17 protein-coding genes are annotated in these 17386 nt (G+C 38.3%); 3 read left to right on the top strand and 14 right to left on the bottom strand.

All coding sequences use genetic code 11. The annotated features are described in order from the left end of the window. The first annotated feature begins 258 nt into the window (after window positions 1-258). A complete protein-coding gene (locus tag MKY81_RS19850) occupies window positions 259-1188 on the top strand; it encodes a VanW family protein (protein WP_341118606.1) in 930 nt (309 codons plus the stop codon). Window positions 1189-1243: 55 nt separating this feature from the next. Here MKY81_RS19850 and MKY81_RS19855 read toward each other — a convergent pair whose 3' ends face one another. The 3 genes from MKY81_RS19855 to MKY81_RS19865 all read right to left on the bottom strand — a co-directional run bounded on the left by MKY81_RS19855 (window position 1244) and on the right by MKY81_RS19865 (window position 4134). After that, window positions 1244-2230: an NAD(P)H-quinone oxidoreductase gene (locus MKY81_RS19855; RefSeq protein ID WP_066229315.1), complete on the bottom strand. Its 987-nt coding sequence runs from the start codon at window positions 2228-2230 to the stop codon at window positions 1244-1246. A gap of 26 nt (window positions 2231-2256) precedes the next feature. Continuing rightward, window positions 2257-2775, bottom strand: coding sequence for a GNAT family N-acetyltransferase (locus tag MKY81_RS19860; protein ID WP_066229318.1), 519 nt, complete (start codon window positions 2773-2775; stop codon window positions 2257-2259). Between the two features lie 105 nt (window positions 2776-2880). Next, window positions 2881-4134 (bottom strand): MFS transporter, encoded by a 1254-nt coding sequence (locus MKY81_RS19865; RefSeq protein ID WP_108069949.1) that lies wholly within the window; start codon window positions 4132-4134, stop codon window positions 2881-2883. 202 nt (window positions 4135-4336) lie between these two features. Between MKY81_RS19865 and MKY81_RS19870 the strand changes: the two genes are divergently transcribed. Beyond that, a complete protein-coding gene (locus MKY81_RS19870) occupies window positions 4337-4720 on the top strand; it encodes a YkvA family protein (protein WP_066229322.1) in 384 nt (127 codons plus the stop codon). Window positions 4721-5068: 348 nt separating this feature from the next. On the opposite strand, the gene pqqE is transcribed toward MKY81_RS19870, so the two are convergent. The 7 genes from pqqE to MKY81_RS19900 form a co-directional block, all read right to left on the bottom strand. Further along, a complete protein-coding gene (gene pqqE / locus MKY81_RS19875; protein WP_108069953.1) occupies window positions 5069-6208 on the bottom strand; it encodes a pyrroloquinoline quinone biosynthesis protein PqqE in 1140 nt (379 codons plus the stop codon). Beyond that, window positions 6180-6527: a pyrroloquinoline quinone biosynthesis peptide chaperone PqqD gene (pqqD, locus tag MKY81_RS19880; protein WP_202759711.1), complete on the bottom strand. Its 348-nt coding sequence runs from the start codon at window positions 6525-6527 to the stop codon at window positions 6180-6182. Before pqqD ends, pqqE begins: the two co-directional genes overlap by 29 nt. A 10-nt stretch (window positions 6528-6537) precedes the next feature. Then, window positions 6538-7296 carry a pyrroloquinoline-quinone synthase PqqC gene (gene pqqC, locus MKY81_RS19885; protein WP_235598287.1) on the bottom strand — a complete coding sequence of 253 codons (759 nt, stop codon included), beginning with the start codon at window positions 7294-7296 and terminating at the stop codon, window positions 6538-6540. A 2-nt stretch (window positions 7297-7298) separates the two neighbouring features. After that, the gene (gene pqqB, locus MKY81_RS19890; RefSeq protein WP_107920534.1) at window positions 7299-8231 is read right to left on the bottom strand and encodes a pyrroloquinoline quinone biosynthesis protein PqqB; all 933 of its coding nucleotides are present in this window, start codon (window positions 8229-8231) and stop codon (window positions 7299-7301) included. Then, the gene (locus MKY81_RS19895) at window positions 8221-8460 is read right to left on the bottom strand and encodes a hypothetical protein (RefSeq protein ID WP_066229338.1); all 240 of its coding nucleotides are present in this window, start codon (window positions 8458-8460) and stop codon (window positions 8221-8223) included. The genes pqqB and MKY81_RS19895 overlap by 11 nt, the downstream gene beginning before the upstream one ends. Before the next feature lie 58 nt (window positions 8461-8518). Then, window positions 8519-8593 (bottom strand): pyrroloquinoline quinone precursor peptide PqqA, encoded by a 75-nt coding sequence (pqqA, locus tag MKY81_RS21165; protein ID WP_133174944.1) that lies wholly within the window; start codon window positions 8591-8593, stop codon window positions 8519-8521. Window positions 8594-8856: 263 nt separating this feature from the next. Next, window positions 8857-10830, bottom strand: coding sequence for an outer membrane protein assembly factor BamB family protein (locus MKY81_RS19900; RefSeq protein ID WP_108069955.1), 1974 nt, complete (start codon window positions 10828-10830; stop codon window positions 8857-8859). Window positions 10831-11098: 268 nt separating this feature from the next. Here MKY81_RS19900 and MKY81_RS19905 point away from each other — a divergent pair, with 268 nt between their 5' ends. Further along, window positions 11099-11551, top strand: coding sequence for a hypothetical protein (locus MKY81_RS19905; RefSeq protein WP_107920536.1), 453 nt, complete (start codon window positions 11099-11101; stop codon window positions 11549-11551). Between the two features lie 95 nt (window positions 11552-11646). Here MKY81_RS19905 and MKY81_RS19910 read toward each other — a convergent pair whose 3' ends face one another. The 4 genes from MKY81_RS19910 to MKY81_RS19925 form a co-directional block, all read right to left on the bottom strand. Further along, window positions 11647-13071 (bottom strand): aldehyde dehydrogenase family protein, encoded by a 1425-nt coding sequence (locus MKY81_RS19910; RefSeq protein ID WP_341118607.1) that lies wholly within the window; start codon window positions 13069-13071, stop codon window positions 11647-11649. Between the two features lie 35 nt (window positions 13072-13106). Next, a complete protein-coding gene (locus MKY81_RS19915) occupies window positions 13107-14414 on the bottom strand; it encodes an aminotransferase family protein (RefSeq protein WP_108069959.1) in 1308 nt (435 codons plus the stop codon). A gap of 132 nt (window positions 14415-14546) precedes the next feature. Beyond that, window positions 14547-15644 (bottom strand): agmatine deiminase, encoded by a 1098-nt coding sequence (aguA, locus tag MKY81_RS19920; protein ID WP_108069961.1) that lies wholly within the window; start codon window positions 15642-15644, stop codon window positions 14547-14549. A 182-nt stretch (window positions 15645-15826) separates the two neighbouring features. Then, window positions 15827-17215, bottom strand: coding sequence for a sigma-54 interaction domain-containing protein (locus MKY81_RS19925; RefSeq protein WP_341118609.1), 1389 nt, complete (start codon window positions 17213-17215; stop codon window positions 15827-15829). Window positions 17216-17386: the final 171 nt, after the last annotated feature.

The following is a 17386-nucleotide window of genomic DNA, read 5'->3' on the forward strand; positions in this document are numbered from 1 at the left end:
GACTTAAGAGTTTCTAAGTAGTGCAAACGATTGCATGAACTTATGTCATTATATTAGCACAGGCATTTTTGATTTACAATAAAAAATTTTTTTCTCATAAAAAAGTAAGGACTTTTTTCATAACAAGTCCTTACTCTTTTTCGTTCTGTTCGTCTGTTACTTTACATATTTTCGCTTTTTTTTACTATGTATATGAAAATTAATTAACATGAAAAATGATAAACCTACCCATACTATTGATGGGAGGGATAGCGATTTATGAAGCATTTTTTAGTTTCAATTTTTTTATTAATAGGGAGTACAAGCAATCTTCCTGATAATTTGACAATAACATATGAAGGGGACACGATTGCGAGTGTCAATCGAACGTATTTTGCAAATCCATTAATAAATCTTCCAATAGCTGATCATGATAAATTGGAAGCATTTATTCAACGTCTTGAAAAGTCCGTCTATGTACCGCCTGCTAATGCCAGCATTGATAAACATGGAAATATTATATCTGAAAAGGTAGGCTATACACTTGATCGCGAAATATTTAAACGATTATTTTATACATATTTTTTCACAAAAGATGCCTCAACTATTGAAGCTCCTATGAGAAAAGTATATCCTGCGGTTGATAGTGAGCTCCTTTCTCAAATAAGAGTGAAACGTATCGGTCAGTATGCTACCTATTTTAATTCTAGCAATCAGGAGCGTTCCCATAATATTGTACTGGCAAGCGAAGCTATTAATAACCAAGTTATATTTCCGGGAGAAACCTTTTCCTTTAACAAAACAGTTGGAAAAAGAACAAAGGAGAAAGGATATTTGCGTGCTCCAGTTATAGTAAGAGGAGAACTTTCTGAAGATATTGGCGGCGGCATCTGCCAAATCTCTTCAACGTTATATAATGCTGTTGATTCAGCGGGAATGACGATTACGGAACGTTATTCCCATAGCAAACGAGTCGCTTATGTGCCACCGGGGAGGGATGCTACCGTCAGCTGGTACGGACCCGATTTCCGGTTTACGAACAATTATCAACAACCCATACTGATCCGATCTCATGTATATGGCGGTACAGCTAGCATTGTTATCTATTCATCAGAGGATTTAAAAATCTCTCCAAGAAAAGTACCAAGTGCCTCATTTAAACTTCCGGAAAAAGAATCGATGGGATCTGAAGAAAATAGGGAAAATTAAACATTTGTGGATATCGGTTAGTTTTCAGTCACACCCATTAAAGCACCTCTCCCATTTAGGAAAGGTGCTCATTTACTTTAAGAATTATCTTACCGATATTGCGACTTTCCTCCATATATTGTTGAGCTTCTCTAGCTTTTTCTAATGGAAACATCGTATCAACGATCGGTCTAATTTCTTTACGTTCAAAATATGGAGTCACATTTTCAATAAATTCTTTTGTTAATTGTGCTTTATATTCATCACTTCTTGGTGTTAGTAGCGTACCTGTTAATTGGATATACTTTGACATTAACCCCATTAAATTAACCTTTTCAATTTCACTGCCACCAAGAATTCCTATTAAAACCCAACGTCCACCTTTTTTAATACTTTCAAAGTTCTTTTGCCAATACTCGGCACCAATAAAGTCTAAAATTACATCAACACCGAACCCATTAGTGGCTTTTTGAACCTCTTCTTCAAATGACTGCTCTTTATAATTTATTACTACATCGGCACCAAGCTCTTTGCAAAAATCTAGTTTTCTTTTTGAACCTGCAGTAACAATTACTTTCGCATCGCAAAGCTTTTTTGCGAGTTGAATAGCTGCAGTTCCAACTCCACTCGCACCTGCATGAATCAAAACCGATTCTTGTTTTTGAAGCTTGCCGATCCAAAATAATGTTTGATACGCCGTCAAAAATACTTCCGGGATAGCTGCTGCTTCTTCAAATGTGAAATTCTCAGGTATTTTCATTGCTCGATTAATAGGCATAGTTGCGTATTCTGCATAACCCCCGCCATTAACGAGCCCCATCACCCGATCTCCAACAGAAAAGGAACTCTTTCCATTGATTTCAACAATCGTTCCCGCGACCTCAACACCGAGGATTGGATTTGTTAAATAACCACTTTTCCCTTCTCTCGTAACTATATCTGTTCGATTGATTGCCGCTGTATGTACTTTGATGAGCAGCTCTCCTTCTTTTGCCTTTGGAATAGGGTGCTCGACAAGTTCCAACTGATTGGTGCCATTTTGATTTACGATTACAGCTTTCATGTTTACTCCTCCAGTATATGAAATATCTAAATAGTATCCTTTCTATTAATGTAGAATGCCATTAAATCCTCATCATAATACTTTCCGTCAAATTTAAGAGCATTTCGTTCGACCCCATACACCTTAAATCCTAAAGACTCATACAATTTTTTCGCTGGTTTATTCTCTGATACTACCGTTAGATTTAATTGCTCTACTCCATTACACTTTTTTGCCATTTTTATTAATTCGAGTAGGAGTGATTTTCCAATATTCTTTCCTCTTGCTTCGGGTGCAACAAACATTCCGAAAATATTCGCTTTATGTATTGTTTTTGGGCTAGTTTCGCGCATAAACGTCACCATTCCGACTATTCCCCTGTCATCGAATGCCCCTAGCACAAATTTATTATTTGTTGGCTTTATGCGATCTTCAATCATTTGTTGTGTGAACTTACTTTCCCTCTCATAAGTGGAGCCAAATGCTTCAGGATTATTTTTCAATGCTTTTAATCGTAATTCCTGGTAAACTACCGCATCGGACTCCGTTAACACGCGGATATTCATTTGCTTCCCCTCGCTTCCATACTCTTACTTTAAATATAAAAGCGACTCACTATAAAGTAAAGTAGAGTCGCTTTTGTATTCTTTTACAAAATAACTTTGAATTAATTAACCGGATGACACTTGGGATTTCACCTTCATATCGTAGGTGCAGAAAATTTTCCCGTATAGCAATGCAAAACTACATTGTAATCCGGATGCTATATAAAAAGGCAGGGCCAATGAACCTAGTCCGAAAAGATAACCGGTAATATACGGTCCGATTGATATCGGCAGACGCATGGAAAAGATATTGATACTTGATGCGAAACCACGGCGCATGTCCCGGGTCAAGCTCACACTTAGTGCTTGCTGTGCACCCTGTGTTCCTCGATTTAATGCTGTTCGCATGATATACATGGCGGAAACGAGTGTATAGGAAGAAAGAATTGGCATTAAAATTAAAAGCAGACTGGCGATAAAACGAATTATTACAATCGATCGAATGGTCCCATGTTGGTGGGATAATCTTGCTTGCATAATCGAAGTCATACCTGTCGCCAAAAAGGTGACTGCAAGTGTGCCGCCAATCTGAGTATTACTCGCTCCAAACTTCACTGAAAACCAATAAGCCATCATTGGTCCTGTTAATCCGATTGCAATTCCATTTAGGATATTAATAGCAGCCAACTTTATGACCGCAACATTTTCTTCGTATAAGATTTTCTTTTCTTGATTCCTTACTCCCTCTTCTATTACTTGTTTTCTTTCAACTTTATCTTCCCGAATTGTAAAAATGATCATTGCATTAATAAGTGAAGTAAGGAAGATAAAACAAAATATTAGACGATAAAAGGATATACCTTGAAAATAACTTTCCCATAAGGGCATAATCCCAGCTAACATTGCTCCCGCTGCCATTCCAAAAAAACTAACTGCATTATTCAGACTGTATACTTTGCCGCGTTCTTTTGTTGGGATAAAGGATGCAAGCCAAGCTTGCTCAGCCGGGGCACACGGACTGGGGGAACCAGCATCCGCCTTCCCGAAACCGGAAAGTGTGATAGCGATAAACAGGAAAATTGGATTTGTCGTCAAGATCCCAATCACCGCACACCCGGCTGTTAATAATTCGGAAAAAAGCAGAAACGGCTTTCTTCCCAATCGGTCACTGTAAATCCCAATGAAAGGTGCAAGTCCAACACCAAGTAAGCCCCCAGATGCAAGCACACTTCCTATTGCCACAGTACTCCAACCCAATTCATCAAGATATAAAGCCAAATCAACAACTAGCATGCCTTGTCCAATGCTGCGTAAAAGATTGACAAGCATAAGTTGTCTAACCGATGAATGAATTTGTCCAATTAACGTGCCCACGATCATCACTTCATTTCATAAATTGAGTCTCTTTAAAAGGGTTCCATTCCAAAATATAATTTATACACAACTAATTGGAAAGAAGTGATGTCCTTTATAAACACAACAAAGTATTCTATGTCATAACATGTTTAAAAAGAATTGGTTTGAAGCAGGATAAAGATAACTACTTACCCCAATCGAGGATTAGAGAGGAATTGAAATAAAAATGGCAATACGGCTAAACAAATGGAAGGAATTTATCCAAAATTTAAAACGTAATATCTATATTCTCTATCTAGCTTATCGCCATCCGGAAACCCCATGGTATGCAAAAGCTTTTTCAGTATGTATTGTTGCTTATGCATTAAGTCCTATAGATTTTATTCCAGATGTGATTCCAGTATTAGGTTATTTAGATGAAGCCATTTTACTTCCATTAGGAATTTTAGGAGCATTCTCTTTAATACCAAAACATATTTTACAAGAGTGTCGGGTGACAGCCAGCAGTACACCAAAAAAGTTACGAAAAAATTGGCCGGCAGCCATTGTCATCGTACTTATTTGGTTTAGCCTTACGACATCTATTCTCTTTAAATATTTTTTAAAATAAAAGATATTCAAATTGCTTTAAGTCAATTCATTAGACGCTAAATCGAGTTTGATAAATAAGCGGAAAAATTTCTCTTAATTAAGAAATAGCACCGAAAATACCTTAAATAGCCGGAAAAATTCCGACTATTAACTCAAAAAACGTGAAAATGAGTAATTTTGCTTTGCTTAACCGGAAATTCTCCGCTTAAATCCCCCGAACTGAGCTCTATTCTGCTGTATAACCGGAAAATTTCCGCTTATTTTAACTATCCTTCGTTGCTAAAAAAAAGAGGAAGCGCCTTGCTTAGCAAAAAAAGAGTGCTTAAGGGTATGTATGGGGCCCTTAAGCACAAATTTGCAATAATTTTTATTTTTTTAACGCGGGCTTATCTTGAAAATGCCTTCGATAGATTATTGGTGATGATTGTGTTGAAGATACGCTATTCGCATCCTGTATTGCCGCTTCGATCAATTGATGATCCGGAGCCCACATGCACGTTGGGTCGGTCGCATAGGCATCCCCCGTTAGGGCAAAAGCTTGACAACGGCAGCCCCCTCCATCTTCGTGTCGCAAATCGCATGAACGGCAAGGGTCAGGCATCCATTCATCACCACGGAAACTGTTAAAGGACATAGAATCATACCAAATATCTTTTAATGATGCATGTCGAATATTTTCAAAGGATAAATCTTTAATCATCCCGGCCGTTGGGCAAGGAAGAACAACCCCATTCGGTGCTACTGTTAGGCCAATTGCCCCCCAGCCACCCATACAAGGTTTAGGTGTCGATGAATAATAATCAGGAATAACCCAAATAATTTCCATTTTTCTTTTAAGACGCACTTTAGCGGCTTCATAAACTTCACGTGCCCGCTCGACTTGATCCCGGCTCGGTAACAGCCGTTTACGATTGAGCAAAGCCCAGTTATAATACTGAGTATTTGCCAGTTCTAATCGTTCAGCTCCCATTTCTTCGGCAAGTGAAATAATATCATTTAAATTTTCTAGATTCATTTGATGCAGTACAACATTTAGCGATAAATGCAATTGGGCTTCTTTTACCGCCTGAACAGCTTCTCGTTTCTTTTCAAATGCTTTATATCCGCCGATTTTGTCCGACAGTTTTGCTTCCCCAGCCTGGAAACTCACCTGCACATTTTCTAAACCTGCCTCCTTGAACTGAGTGGCTTTTTCCATTGTTAATCCAATGCCGCTTGTAATGAGATTGCTATACATTTCTAATGAATGTGCTCGGCTTATTAAGACTTCCAAGTCGTCACGTAGGAGCGGTTCTCCGCCGGAAAAATGAACCTCTACCACTCCTAAATCAGCGGCCTCGGACAATACGCGATTCCATTCTTCGGTTGAAAGTTCAGACTCCTTTGAAGTCATTTCAATCGGATTTGAACAATACGGACAATGTAATGGACAGCGGTGAGTTAACTCAGCGAGCAGTGAATATGGGGGTTCTACTTCATTATTGCTCCTTATAATCGACTGTTTCATTTGTAGAAATCACCACCCATCCTTGTTCCACCATCTCCTGCAGAAACTCAGAAATATCTTCCTTTATCGTATTCAAGTCAGGCTTCACATCGTTCCCCTTTGCTTCCGCATCTTTCAATAGCGAAGCCCTTAACTTTTCACTCATACTACTTACCGTTTGACTACCATCACAGAGTGTAAGTATGGAGGCAGCCGTTTCATTCAAAATGACTACCCTTTCCGGTAATAAAAGAAGATGTTTCCCTCTAACCTTATCAAATTTCAAACGTGCTTTTGCTGCAAGTTTCGGAGAGCTTCTAAGTAAAATTGACTTCACCACCTATTCTTTCTTATTCTGAATATGCTGCACAAGGAAAGGCTTTTTCTATGGCATCAAGCTGTGCCCACAATACATCACACTTAAAACGTAATGCATTAACAGCCCGCCTTTGAGCTTCAGGCGTTTGGCAATAATTCAATACAAGTTTGAGAGCTACATCCGAATCACGAGGCGCTTGCGTTAAGCGACTTTGAAAATAGTCAAATCCTTTACTGTCGATCCAAGGATATTGCTGCTCTAGTACTTTAATACGCTTAGCTATTAAAGTAGGTGAAAACAATTCAGTTAATGAGGAGGCTACTGCTTCAATCCATGGCTTTGACCGCGCGAAGTTAACATAAGCGTCGACGGAAAAACGAACACCCGGTACAACATGCTCCTCCCGTACAATTTCTTCACGAGACAACCCTACAGCTTCGCCTAGTCGCAACCATGCTTCAATACCGCCATCTTCTCCGTGCGTGCCGTCGTGGTCAATGATGCGCCCGATCCATTCACGACGAAGCTCACTCGATGGTAAATTAGACAAAATGGCTGAATCTTTAATTGGAACCGATTTCTGATAATAGTAACGGTTAGCTACCCAACCACGGATTTGCTCACGACTTAGTTTTCCTTCGTGCATCGCCGTATGAAAGGGATGTTTATCATGATAGGAAGAACGCCCGACATCCCTCAATCGTTCAGTAAATTCTTCCCGTGTCCACACCTTTTCTTTCTTTTGATCCGGCTCCATTTCCCTATTAACGAACTTACGATGTTCGAGCACGATTACACCTCCACTTCCATTCCATCATAGGCAATCTCAAAACCAAGTTGTTCCAATGTATACCTCTCCCTTGAATCCTTTCTCAAAATAGGGTTGCTGTTATTTATATGGACCAAAATTTTCCGTTCTGCAGGGAATGATGCTAATTTTTGAGCGGTTCCTGATAATCCGCTAATTGGCAAATGTCCCATGTTTTTTGCGTTGCGATTGGTTGCCCCCATCCTTGTCAATTCATCTTCCGACCAAAAGGTTCCGTCGATCATTAAAACATCAGCCTTCCGCAAGTGTGCTTCTATATCCGGCGAAATGTTTTCTAAAGTAGGGAAATAAGCGAAACGTTTTCCGGTACCTTTATTGTGAAAAACTAAGCCAACTTCCCATACATCAACAAGACTATCATCCTCTTTATTTAATCGGATATAAAGCGGGGGTTTTCTCGAAACGGGTACAGTCTCAACAATTAATGTCAATTGCTCTTCTTCATCAAAAGCTCCGATTTTTTGCATAAATTCGGGATAAAGAGTTTGCCATTCCCATGAACAGTAGTTTTTAAGCATTGGAAACACCGGAAAAGCTGAATGCAAACTCTTTTTAACAGCCTCCGTTCCATATATAGTCAATCTGGACCCCTCGCGCAATGATAATAATCCAATCGTATGATCAAGCTGGGCATCTGTTAAAATAACACCTGCTAAAGGGGTTTCTCTTATTTCAGGACCTGCATGCAGTGGTTCAAAGGATTCAATTTGTTTCGTTACATCCGGTCCAGCATTGATAAGGTACCAGTCTTTTTCATTAGCACTTATCGCAAGAGATGATTGTAATAAAGGAGTGAGTGCTGTATCCCCTTCCCGAACATCTCGGCAGTTTGGACAGGCACAGTTCCACTGTGGGAACCCACCTCCTGCAGCGGTTCCTAAAACTCTAATTCGAATTTGTCTTCAGTCCTTTCCGAGAAGTTTCAAGATTGCCGTTATCAACATTTCGCTTTCTTTCCAAAACTCTTCCAACTTGCCATCCAATTGCAGCATTTGCAAGTCCCATGATGCCAAATAAGAGATAATCTCCAATTGGTTCCGGAAGCAGAAGATCAACAACCAACCAACCTCCTGCAGTTGCAGCCCCGATAATTGCACCGATCACCGCCTTTAAATAACCATTCATACTATCTAACACCACCTTGCGTATATTTATAAAGTGCTAAAATCGAGTATTAACATTGCTATTTTCCGATATAAGCATACATTGTCACTTCAGAAGATGTATTGATCTCTTTGTACTCAGGCTTCATCCACATGTAGTTCACCCCCTTTTATGTCATACGTTATAAAGACTATTGTTTTTATTAGTGTCTTATGTTTTTCCCTTTCGACTTTATCTTATGTCGATGGATTACTCGAAATAACCAGAATTTTGAATAATGGTTGTCCATTTTCGTAAGAAATGAGCCGTTACTTTCGTTAAAAAGGAGCCTAATAAAAAAACTGAGTCCGTATTCATGGACTCAGTTTTTATTGATAGTTCATAAAAGGTTAGGTTGACAATTTGTGCCTTAAAAAGTTATTTCTTTTGAGACAACCATTTCGCTAGCGCTTTTGCTTGGTCACCTTTAACAAGATTCCCCGGCATCCGTCCGCTTCCATTAATGATTTGATTTAAAATGTCCTCCTCAGACATGGTTCTACCAACATGACTAATGTCAGGGCCGACTGATCCTTCAAGATTTCCACCATGACAGGAAGCACAGCTCTTTTTATAAATAGCTTCGGCGTTAACACTATTATTTGCCGGCTGCTTCTTATCTTTTTCCTTATTACCGCTGCTGCCATGATTTGCCTCAGTTTCCTTACCTGATCCTTGAGGGTCTTTTGCTGGTGTAACGGTTTTGTTACCACCAAGGCCATAGGCAATAACCTTGGTTCCTGAAACGTACACTACATATTGTTTACCGTCCTGCACATAAATCGATGGCGCCATCATAATCTGGGCTCCTCCGCTATTCATGTTCCATAATACTTTTCCGCTTTTAATATCAAGAGCGTTAACCGTTCCATCCAGCTCCCCGTAGAAGGCCAGTCCTGTGGCCGTGCTCGTAAAGCCTCCGCGCATCGGTTGTTTCGTCTTATTCTGATACGCCTTTTTGCCGGTATTCATATCGATAGCCGTAATCGTTCCTGATATCTCAACATCTTTAGGAGTAGGTAAAATTTCCGTTCCCGGAAATAATCCATCCCTTTCCTCAATATCACTTATATCCTTTGCACCGACAGATAAAGATGGTTTGTTTATACCAGGTATCAAAACATAATTGCTTTTTGGATCATATGTTTCGGGCGCGTAATTTTGTCCGCCTTCCGTTCCCGGCCATTGGAGAACCGCCTTATTTTTATCAGTTGGCGGAGATGTGTGTTTGATTTTGACAAATGGTACACCATCATAAATGGTATCCCCTGTTTTCGCATCCCATGCATACCATTTTCCGTTCTTTCCCCCATGAACAACTGCTTTTCTCTTTTTGTTACCTACTTTGGCATTAACAACCATCGGAGTAGACCCTGCATCATAATCCCATTCATCCTCATCGACTTCAGACTTCGCCCAAATCAATTTCCCTGTTTTACTATCAAGCGCAACTACTGAATCAGTATGAGGATTTGTGCCAGGTCGAACTTTTTTAAAATAATCAGGGGCAGGATTCCCTACGCCAAAATACATCATATCGGTATCCGGGTCAAAAGACATCGGACACCATACAGCACCGCCACCTGTATATTTCCCTTTCATCCAACCTTTTCCCTTCTCGGGAACAGTATAGAATGGTTTTTCCCAAGCCGGAGTCAAATCACTCGCTTTAAAAGCCATTACAAAGCCTCGGAAACCTCCACTATCTCCTCCACTACTTCCAACATAAATGTTTCCTTTATAGTACATTGGAGCATTTGTTTCATAGTATCTATTTTCTAGTGTGGCTCCTTTTATCGTGTCCCAAAGGTTAATCATTTTCACGAGTTTTCCGGTTTTTGCATCCAGTTTCGCCAAACGATTATCCGCAATCAGTACAAACACGTTTCCCTCCGCAACCGCAACACCTCGACTAGCAATAATTGAAAAGGCTTCCATTTTTGCACTATCAAAATGATCCTGTACTTCTTTAGGCGGCTTCCAACTCCAAATCTTCTTACCAGTTGAAGCGTCCATCGCAAACACACGGTTATAGGAAGTTGTTACGTATATTACACCATCTTTAACAACCGGGAAATCTTCTGAAGCATTTGGAACGTTCGGGTCCCAATCTGCCAAATCCTTCTGCCAGACAATGCCTAGCTTTTTAACATTATCTTTTGTAATTTTGTCATAAGGTACATGCCTTGTTTGTTGATAGTCGTAGCCCCAATTGGGAAATCCGGTTTCGTTATTATTTTTGGCGGCTTGATTATTGGCATTGTTCTTGTTTTTGTCAGTTTTTGTTTGACATCCAACAACTAATACCAAAGCCATCAAAGCTATACCTATTACTTTTAAATAGCGTCTCAAGAAAAGACCTCCTATGCTTTAAATCTGAATTAGAATTTTCTCTTTTTCTATATTGAGTAAAACAATCCTTAATTATGCAAAAGAGCAAGTAAAAAATTCTACATAGAAAGCTTAACGATGCTCGTATTAATTTTCACAAATTTATTTGGATTTAGCATATTTACGAAAAATGGAGACAATCTATAAATGAGGTAGTTCACGAAGGGCTTTACATATATTTCCATACTTCCTTCTTGAACGCAAAATTACATGTTTAGGATGTGATTGAATGAAAGTTTTCTTAAATGGATTTAGTAGAATGATCTTTTTGCTTTGCTTACTTGTTGGGGTGGCATCTATTCCTCTTCAAAGTTCATTCGCCCAATCAGAAACAGTTATCGGGTCTGCAGAAAATAACGGTATCAAACTGATAATAAATAATTACACCATTACAAACCGTGGTCAGGAGATGGTGGTGTATTATACGATTCAATCAAAATCGAGGCATCAGATGGATGAAAACGCCAAAGGATTAATGGATAATCCTGTTATTTCCATTGGTGATAATCTCGTTCAAGGAAATCATACGTGGCATAAAAAAATAAACAACCAAACCTATCAAGGTGCTGTAAAGGTAAACTTGCCACAATATATACCTGCTACATCAAACGTGGCATTTAATACAAATGCCATTCTTCATCAAAAAGGAGAATGGACGATTAACTTCCAAATAAAAAAATAATGACGCTTGAAAAAAAGAGGCACATTTTTTAGCAGCCAAAGCGCTAAATTATGTGCCTCCACTATTAAAGTTTCTATTTAACATGTGAGCTCCAACTAATTATTATTAAAGATTACTAATTTAAGCTCAGTCATATCTTTCATTGCATACTTGACTCCTTCTCTGCCAATCCCACTTTCTTTGACACCACCATACGGCATATGATCGACCCGGAAAGTAGGAATATCATTTATCAATACACCTCCTACATATAACTTTTTAGAGGCATACATAGCTGTATGGATGTTCTCCGTATAAATACCTGCTTGAAGACCGTAGCGTGAGTCGTTTACCAAATCAATCGCTTCTTCGACAGATTCAACTTTATTAATTAAAACAATTGGGGCAAAAACTTCCTGGCAAGAAACTTTCGCTGATTTTTCTACTTCTAGTAAAACTGTTGGATGTAAAATACTTCCTTCACTTGTCCCACCAATGGCAATTTTTGCGCCTTTTTGTTTGGCTTCCTCAATCCATGAAAGTGCACGATCCACTTCCTTACGATGAATTAAAGCCGATACATCTGTTTGTAGATTTAAAGGATCACCGACTTTAAGATTTTTTGTTGCTGTCACAAACTTTTCTACGAAAGTATCATAGCATTCTTTATGTACATAAATCCTTTGTAAAGAAATACATACTTGTCCTTGAGAACTAAATGCACCTGTAACGCAACGCGGGATAATTTTTTCAATGTTAACGTCTTTATCGATAATTACTGCTGCATTTGATCCTAATTCAAGGGTAACTGGCTTTAAATTCGCTTTGTTACGGATACAGATACCGACCTCTGGGCTACCTGTAAAGGAAATTTTCTTCACTCGATCATCAGTGACTAGCTTTCCACCAACTACCGACCCGCTTCCTGTAATTACGTTTAGACCACCTGGTGGTAATCCTGCCTCCTCCATAAGTTCAGCAAGAAAATAGGCTGATAGCGGAGTTTGACTAGCTGGTTTTAAAACGACCGTATTTCCGGCAGCGATTGCCGGGCCAACCTTATGCGCAACTAGATTCATTGGAAAATTAAATGGTGTAATAGCACCAATTACCCCAAGCGGCATGTTTACCGTATAGGCTAAGCGCCCCTCGCCTCCTGGTGCAGCGTCCATTGGAATTGTTTCACCGTTAATTCTTTTTGCTTCCTCTGCTGAAAATTTATAAGTTTGAACTGTTCTTGCTACTTCACCTTTTGCATCTTTAAGAGGTTTAGCAGATTCTTTAGAAATAAGAATGGCTGCTTCTTCCGCGCGATTTTCAAGTAAATTCGCAAGTTTTTCAAGAATTGTAGCCCGTTGGTGGATTGGCATTTCCGCCATAGTGTTCCTAGCTTGATAGGCAGCTTCGATAGCAAATTCTACTTCTTCCATCGTTGCATCGGGAACATTTGCAATCACCTCTCCCGTATATGGAGAAAGTAGAGGGGTATGTTTTTTTGCCTCAACCCATTCACCATTGATAAACAATTGTTTTTTTATCACAAAATTCCCCTCCTAATATCTGTACTAGGTCATTATTATAGAAACTTCTGTTCAATCGCATAAATTGAATCGTGAAGAATATTTATTAAACTTTCTATCTCTTGTTTATTAATGGTTAATGGCGGCGAAAATACTAGTGTATCCATATCATCAAATACTACAGATCTGCAAATTAGTCCTTGTTTTGCAGCTTCATTTACTATTATTGGAGATAATGGACCTTTATTACTTTTAATTTCCACTGCTCCCATTAAACCTAGACCTCTTACATCCCCAACGAGTTTTCTTTCACCTTGAATCCATTTAAAGCCTTTAAGCAGTTCTTCACCCATATTTTTCGCGTTTTCAATTAGGTTTTCATTCTCTATTATTTCAATATTCTTTAATGCTACAGCACATGCCATCGGATGGCCGCTATATGTGTAACCATGTAAAAGAGTGCCAACAGATCGTTCTTTAAAATCATCAAACATAGATTCTGAAAGAACAACCCCACCAAGTTGTGCATAGCCACTAGTTACTCCTTTTGCAAAACACATCATATCCGGGACAACACCATAATGTTCGATCCCGAATGTTTTTCCTGTTCTGCCAAAACCGGTAATTACTTCATCTGTAATAAATAAAATATCGTAGTCATCACACACTTTTCGAACTTCTTTGAAATAATTTTCCGGTGCAATATGAACCCCGCCAGCACCCTGCACAGGTTCTGCAACATATGCAGCAATGGACTCAGGACCTTCTGCTTCAACCATTTCACGTAAGGATCGAGCTGATAAATTATCGACATAATAAAAATCAGGCGCCAGTGAATTTGTGAAGTCTCTAAAAGGTTTAAGACCTGTTGCACTCGTTGCTCCCATCGCTACCCCATGATAGGATCTTTTTCTGGATATAATCTTCTTTTTTTCCGGCCTCCCTTTTAAAATCCAATAATGCCTGGCAAGTTTGTAAGCTGTGTCGTTTGCTTCGGATCCACCGGATGTAAAAAAGGTTGTATTTAAATTACCCGGAGTGATCTCAGCCAACTTTGCCGCTAAACGAATCGCAGGCTCATTACTGAATGTTGCGAAACAAGAACTAAAAGCCAATTTATTCATTTGTTCCATTGCTGCCTGCCCTAATTCTTTTCTTCCATGTCCAATATTCACATTCCAAAGAGAGGACATGCCATCAATCACTTTTTTCCCGCTTACATCTTCAAGATAAACACCTTCACCCTTAGTGAAAATAAACCCCGGACCTTGTTCTTGTTGTTGTTGAATGGAAGAAGTCGGATGTAAGAAATGTTTTTTATCAAGATCTGCCAACTCTTGAGCTACTATTTTGCTTTCACTCATGATCATCACCTCATAAATTCGTCTTTAAAAATATGAAAATATTTACTTTATCAGTTCGTGTTCTTACAGAAGAATGTTGCAAATTTCATGCCAATTATTTCATCTTATTCACACAATCCTTTACTCTATTTTTTAAGGTAAAGGTTGCTGTTGTGTAATACAATGTATATTTCCTCCGCCTACTGAAATTTCACGGGTGTTTACCGTAACAATTTTTCGATCCGGGAACATCTTTTCAAAAGCTGCAATCGCATGTTCATCTTGAGGATCATTAAACGTAGGTAATACGACACCACCGTTACATAGATAACAATTTACATAAGTTGAGATAAATGTTAGATTAGGCGATCGGTTGGAGCTATGTCTCGAGAAGTCAATTTCCATGCTTTCCGCTTCACTTAAAGTAATTTGTTCGGGCATTTGTATTTTATTTATCTTTAATTTTCTTCCTTTGGCATCTGTTGCCTCTGCTAATCGTTTATACGCATCTTGAAGTACATCGTATTGTGGATGATTCGGATCATCCGTCCATCCCATCGCTACCTCACCCGGCTTAACAAAAAAAACAACTTCGTCCACGTGACCATCTGTTTCATCGCCAACCAATCCATCTTTTAACCAAATTATTTTCTCTACATTTAAATATTCAATTAATTTATTTTCAATTTCCTCTTTTGATAGATTTCTATTTCGATTCGGGTTTAATACACATTGCTCTGTCGTTATTAATGTTCCTTCGCCATCTACAGTAATGGCCCCACCCTCAAGAATAAAATCAGTGGCATCATATCGGCTTATTTGCTCAATATCCATTACTTTATGTTTTACTAGCAGATCTAAATCCCATGGGAAATATAACCCTTCATCCAATCCACCCCAAGCATTAAATCCCCAATCGATCCCCCGAACTTCACCTTTATCATTTTTAACAAATGTTGGTCCGATATCACGCATCCATGCATCATTAGATGAAATTTCAACGATACGTATATTATGTGGTAATAAAGCACGTGCGTTTTCATATTGATCTGCTTTCACACACATAGTGACCGGTTCGAATTGTGAGATCGCTTTCGCTACTTCAATATATACTCTTTGAGCAGGTTTAGCACCGGACCTCCATGTATCTGTTCGGGTTGGCCAAAGCATCCACGTCCCCTTATGTTCCTCAAATTCTCCTGGCATTCTAAATCCATCTTTTCTTGGTGTACTATTTATAGTAAAAACCATGTCCAATTCCCCCTTTAAAAAGAAATCTCTATATAATTACATGCAAATTTTGTGCCACGTTTTCAAACTGTTCAGAAATTCAATTTTAGATAGTTGCAAGACAAATATACGTGATTCAGAAATTCGTAGAATAAATTCGAACCGAAATCGAATCATCGTTTATTTATTTAAAATTTGTATGATTAAATGTTGTACTTCTTTATTCTTCGCATCAATGAAGATTGGGTTAACCCTAACGATTGTGCTGCTTTTCGTGTCGATTTATGTTTATTTTGCGCTTCAATTATAATTCTTTTTTCGATTTCCTCTAGATAGTTTGGTAAACTTTTCCCATTTAAATAAAAATCATTACTTTCTTTTTTGTCAAACTCCTCCAATACTTTATTTGAAAGAGCAGTTTTTTCAATAACACCTGGTTTCGCAGTAACAACAAGCCTTTCGATCATATTTTCCAATTCACGAATATTCCCGGGCCAACTATAATTCTGTAAGTAATCTAGTAATTCTTGACTTAAAACCGATGCCTTATTGTACTTCGTTTTAAATAACTCAAAATAGTAATATATCAAGGGAAGAATATCATCTTTTCTTTCTCTTAATGCGGGTATATGTATTGAAACGACATTAATTCGATAATATAAATCCTCTCGGAAACGTTTTTCCTCCACCATCTGTAAAAGATTTTGATTTGTAGCCGTTATGATTCGAATATCGACTTTTTTTAGTTCAGTTGATCCAATAGGGATAAATGATTTATTTTGAACTAATTGAAGAAGTTTCGGTTGCAGTGTCAACGGAAGTTCGCCAATTTCATCAAGAAAAAGCGTCCCCCCATTTGCCTTTTCAACTAATCCGATTTTTCCGCTGCTATTTGCCCCAGTAAATGCCCCTTTTTTATAACCAAATAATTCAGATTCTAACAGTGATTCTGGGATTGCACCGCAATTTATTTGGATAAAAGGTTTCTCTTGTCGATTGCTTCTTTGATGAATTTCCCTCGCTATCATACTTTTTCCCACACCGGTCTCACCATTTAATAAGATAGTAGCGTCCACCGTTGCGACCCTGTCTATTAAATCAAGCATTTCTTCATGTTTCTTGCTTTTACCAATGACAAATTGATGGCTGTCAGCTACATTTTGTTTTCGTTTTATTTGTTGAAGTTGCTCCCAATAGTTTTGTAGAAGTGTTTCAGCTTGCTCTAGCTTCAGAGAGTTCTTTACCGTCTCTGTGACATCCTTAACATGTACAAGAACATATTCCGTGTTATCTTCCTTTATATTCACCAAATATCCGGTCGCTAAATATTGTCTACCTTTAGATACTTGTACCTTTGTTACAGTCTCCTTTTTTTCTAATACAATTTTTGTTACGGAATGAGTAAACATACCATTATTCTCTAATTCCGTTACCGTTCTTCCTATTATTTTAGATCGTGGTGCACCTTGCTGCTTTGTACTCGTATCGTTAACCCATAATGCAACTCCATTATGATCCGCTATGAAAATACCATCTTTTAATTTGTTAAAAATATGATAAAAATGGCGATCTTCAAAAAACTTTTTGCCCATTTATATCCCCCCTTGTGAATTTTGTAAATGAAATTGAATCGAATTCGCTTCATTTTTGATTCGAATGTGGTTCTAAATTATTTATATAATACTAATTTTCTGAATTACAGTCTATTTTTTAGGCTTTTTTTTCTGATTGTTTTTTGGCACGCAACTTGCATTAATTACTAG

It is taken from the genome of Heyndrickxia sp. FSL W8-0423, assembly GCF_038009395.1.
Taxonomy (GTDB): domain Bacteria; phylum Bacillota; class Bacilli; order Bacillales; family Bacillaceae_C; genus Heyndrickxia; species Heyndrickxia sporothermodurans.